Consider the following 4,141-nt stretch of genomic DNA (forward strand, 5'->3'; position numbering starts at 1 on the left):
AAATTTAACCAGCCTATACGTCGGATCAAACCTAAACGCGAGCAAATTTTGCAAAATCCCAAAAAGACACATAAAAGTAACAAAACTACTGCCGCCGTAACTGTAAAACGGCAGCGGAATGCCCACCACCGGCGCAAAGCCGATCGTCATCATGATATTTATACTCACGTAAATAAAAATAAGCACCCCGATCCCAGACGCCATCGTCTGCGTAAAATAATCATCCTTTAGCCCGTAGTTTAGGCTGAGCAGATGGGCTATCAGCGCGCCGTAAAAACTAAGTAGCGCGAGCCCTCCGTAAAATCCGTATCGCTCTATCGTGTACGCGAAAATAAAATCGCTAGTAGAAATCGGCAAAAATTTAAAGTGCGTCTGTGTCGCCTCGTCTTTTGGCTTGCCTTTTAGTCCGCCGCTACCGATAGCGATGATGCTTTGGCGCACGTGGTAGTTGGACTCTTCGCTTAAAAAATCGGTAATGCGCTTTTTTTGATAATCGTGTAAATTTTCGTAAATCACGGGCGCAGAGAGTAAAATCCCCGCAAATATTACGACCCAAATTTTTTTATTTACCCCGATGATAAAAAGCACGGCGTAGCCCACGATGAGTAGTATCAGCGCGGTGCCTAGATCGGGCTCTTTTAAAATCAGCACGAAAGGCAAAAGGATATAAAAGCTAAGGCGTAAAAAGTCCTTGAGACCGTAGCCGTTTTCTTCGGGCGGGCGCTGTTTGATGAGGTAGCCTAGCATCAAAAGAAGCGCTGGTTTCATGATCTCTGAGGGCTGAAGCGTAAAGTGGATAAAAGGAAACTCGAGCCATCTTTTTGCGCCCAGTTTGCTTGTGCCAAACAAATCTACGCTAATAAGCAACACGATACAAATCCAGTAAAATAGCGGTATGAGCCAGGCGATCTTGCGAATAGGGAGCAAAAAGAAAAACAAAAACAATGCTAGACCGACTCCGAAATACACAAGCTGCTTGCCAGCCAGGATAGAATTTGCCTCAGAAACCAAAATGTATGATAAAATAATAATAGGAAGTATCAAAAACGGCTGAACAAAGTCAAAATGGGTTAAAATTCGCCTATCGAGTCTTATCAAAAATTTGCCTTTTTTGAGCGATTATAGCATTTTAAAGGAAACAAATCTAAAAATGACGGAAAAAGAGATCAAAATTTTAGATGATACGCAGGCGAGGGCGGATGCTTTTTTAGCCGCCGAGCTAAACGTGGCTAGAAACCAAGCGCTAAATTTGATAAAAAGCGGACTAGTTAGCCTAAACGGCAAGCCGCTAAATAAGCCATCCGTAAAGCTAAATTTAGGCGACGTTCTGGGGGTCAAATTTGAGCAAAGCGAGCCTGATACGGCTAAATTTGAAGCGGAATTTGAAGTGCCGATCATTTATGAGGACGAGGATTTGCTCGTGTTGAATAAGCCCGCAAATTTAGTTGTCCATCCCGCTCCTAGCGTTAAGGAACCCACGCTTGTAGACTGGCTCGGGGCAAAGGGATTTTTACTATCAAATTTAAGCGGACAAAGTAGGGCAGGCATCGTTCACAGGCTAGATAAAGGTACTAGCGGAGCTATCGTCGTAGCCAAAAATAACGCCGCTCACGCCGCGCTTTCAAGTCAGCTAAGCGACAAAAGCATGGGGCGCATTTATCTAGCGCTAACGGATTTGCCACTCAAGCAAAATTGCATCGTCGAGCGAGCTATCGGACGAAATCCCGCTAACCGCCTAAAAAAGGCGATCGTTTCGGACGGCCGCGCGGCAAAAAGCGCCTTTGCGAATTTGCTTTTTAGCGAATTTGACGGCTCCGCGCAGAGCAAAAACGCGGGCGTAAATTTGATCGCGGCAAAGCTTTTTACGGGCAGGACTCATCAGATCAGAGTGCATCTAGCTAGCCTAAACCGCCATATTTTGGGCGATGCTTTATACGGTTTTAAGAGCGAAAAGGATAAAATCGGCCGAGTAATGCTTCACGCCTACGGGCTATATTTCACGCATCCGCGCACCGGAGAGCAAATGAGCTTCGTCGCGCCTATTTGGGATGATTTTAGTGAAATTTTACTTAGCAAATTTAGCAAGGAGAGTATAGATGAAAAGATTGATTTTATGGGGCTTAGCGAGCTCTTTAGCCATTGTGATGAGTGGGTGCGTATCCTCTAGCGGACCTGCGCAAGTAAATCCGAATTTGCCGACTGTCCAGAGCCTAAAAACCATCAGCGATATGACCGAAGTTGGCTTTGAGTGGACGCCGACTCCGACCTCAAATGTCGCAGGCTACTATCTATACCGCTCAAATCCGAACGAAAATAACGGCAAAATGAAGGTCGTAGCCGATATAAAAGACCGCTTTGCCAGCCACTATGTGGATGCAAATTTAGCTCCCGAGACAACATATACCTACGAGATGAGGACATATAGCGATAGCAAACAAATTTCAGGCCCCGGTATGATGGTTAGCGCCACTACTAAGGCGCTTATGGATTCCGTGCCTTTCGTTAGAGCGCTTACGAATTTACCCGAGCGCGTGAAACTCATCTGGAGACCGCATCCAGACCTTCGCGTGGCGTCTTACGTCATCGAAAAAGCCGATATAAATAAAGAAAACTGGAGGCAAATCGCCGAGGTAAAAGGCAGACTAAACGCCGAGTATATCGATGACGACGTAAAGTCCGGCAGAAGCTATAAATATAGAGTTTTCGTAAAAACTACTAGCGGAACGATCTCAAAACCTAGCCAGATCGTGGACTCTACGACGAAGCAGCTACCAAGCGAGGTCGTAAATGCGCAGGCTACTCAAAACGTGCCTAAAAAGATCATCTTGACGTGGGACAGCGTGGCTAGCGACGACTTTGGCTACTATAAAATTTACAGCGCATCAAGCAAATTTATGCCTTACACCTACTTAGTGAAAACCACGTCTAATAGCTACGAGGATCTCATAAACGAAAACGGCGCGACCAGATACTATAAAATCACCATCGTCGATAAAGACGGCCTAGAGTCTAAAAAACCTAGCGAACCTATCATTGGCATGACGCTAGGAGCTATCGACGCACCGGTCGTATCATCTATCGTGGCCGACAGCACGGCGGTTAAGCTCACGTGGAACGCCTCTGATAAGGCTAGAAGCTTTACTGTTATAAGAGACGGCGGCGGAAGCGAGCAGAAATTTACAAATATAACGGGCAATGAATTTGTCGATAATAGCGTTGCTTACGGGCAAAAATATAGCTATAAAGTTATCGCCGTAGATGAATACGGCATAAGCTCCGACGCTTCTCAAAAAGCAGAGATAGCCGTCGAATAATGCCCAATTTTATAGCTAAAAACGTAAATTTTACGCCAAAGGATTGCGGCGAGATAAGCTTTTTGTGGGAGGCTCGCGGCAGGCAGGGCGTTAGTCTCGTTTACAGCAAAAGCTCTAGCGAGGAGTTTTTTATCACGCTAAAAAAGCGCGAAAATGACTGGGTCGTAAAGGGCGAAAAGCTAACCAAGCCTGCTAAAGTAGGGCTTTTGCAAAATGCTTTGGTTAAATTTAAAGAGCTTTATTGCGATCAAATTTTAAGTGAAGCCATCGCGGTAAAAAACACGCGCCTCACGCAAAAAGACTCGGCGATCTTTAGCGTGGGCGAGTTGCTTGAGAATTTAAATCAGAGTGAATTTGAGAGCAAATTTATCGAGATAGGATTTGGCTCGGGTAGGCACTTGCTATTTCAGGCGGAAAATAACCCAGATACGCTAGTTGTCGGCATCGAGGTCTACAAGCCCTCGCTCGAGCAGGTTGCAAAGCTGGCAAAAGCCAAAAATCTAAACAACGTCATGCTCGTAAACTGCGACGCGAGGCTACTTTTATCGCTTGTGGAGTCAAATTTTATCGATAAAATTTTCCTTCATTTTCCAGTACCTTGGGACGACGCTCCTCATAGGCGCGTAGCCTCGGCTAAATTTGCTCTGGAGTGTGAGCGAACGCTAAAAGTGGGCGGCAAATTTGAGCTGCGAACCGATAGCCGCGAGTATGCGGACTTTACTTTGGCGCAAATTTTAAATTTGAGTGATGCCGACGTGCAAATTTATAAAAACCGCGATCTAAAAATAAGCAGCAAATATGAAGACCGCTGGAAAAGGCACCAAAAA

4 protein-coding genes are annotated in these 4,141 nt (G+C 45.4%); 3 read left to right on the plus strand and 1 reads right to left on the minus strand.

Annotated features, from left to right (window positions below):
• Positions 1-1,098: FtsW/RodA/SpoVE family cell cycle protein (locus Q0546_RS05855; protein ID WP_298791380.1), on the minus strand; the 1,098-nt coding region annotated here is incomplete at its 3' end.
• 52 nt (positions 1,099-1,150) lie between these two features.
• Between Q0546_RS05855 and Q0546_RS05860 the strand changes: the two genes are divergently transcribed.
• The 3 genes from Q0546_RS05860 to trmB form a co-directional block, all read left to right on the plus strand.
• Positions 1,151-2,167, plus strand: coding sequence for an RluA family pseudouridine synthase (locus Q0546_RS05860; protein WP_298791382.1), 1,017 nt, complete (start codon positions 1,151-1,153; stop codon positions 2,165-2,167).
• Complete coding sequence (locus Q0546_RS05865) at positions 2,097-3,314, plus strand: hypothetical protein (protein WP_298791384.1); 1,218 nt, start codon at positions 2,097-2,099, stop codon at positions 3,312-3,314. The genes Q0546_RS05860 and Q0546_RS05865 overlap by 71 nt, the downstream gene beginning before the upstream one ends.
• Positions 3,314-4,141, plus strand: an 828-nt coding sequence (gene trmB / locus Q0546_RS05870; RefSeq protein WP_298791386.1) for a tRNA (guanosine(46)-N7)-methyltransferase TrmB, incomplete at its 3' end; no start/stop codon positions are given. The genes Q0546_RS05865 and trmB, both read left to right, overlap by 1 nt.

It is taken from the genome of uncultured Campylobacter sp. (genome assembly GCF_937997465.1).
Taxonomy (GTDB): Bacteria; Campylobacterota; Campylobacteria; order Campylobacterales; family Campylobacteraceae; genus Campylobacter_A.

Coding starts and splice junctions, on each gene's coding strand:
- Q0546_RS05860 (WP_298791382.1), top strand. CDS start 1,151: ATGACGGAAAAAGAGATCAAAATTTTAGATGATACGCAGGCGAGGGCG.
- Q0546_RS05865 (WP_298791384.1), top strand. CDS start 2,097: ATGAAAAGATTGATTTTATGGGGCTTAGCGAGCTCTTTAGCCATTGTG.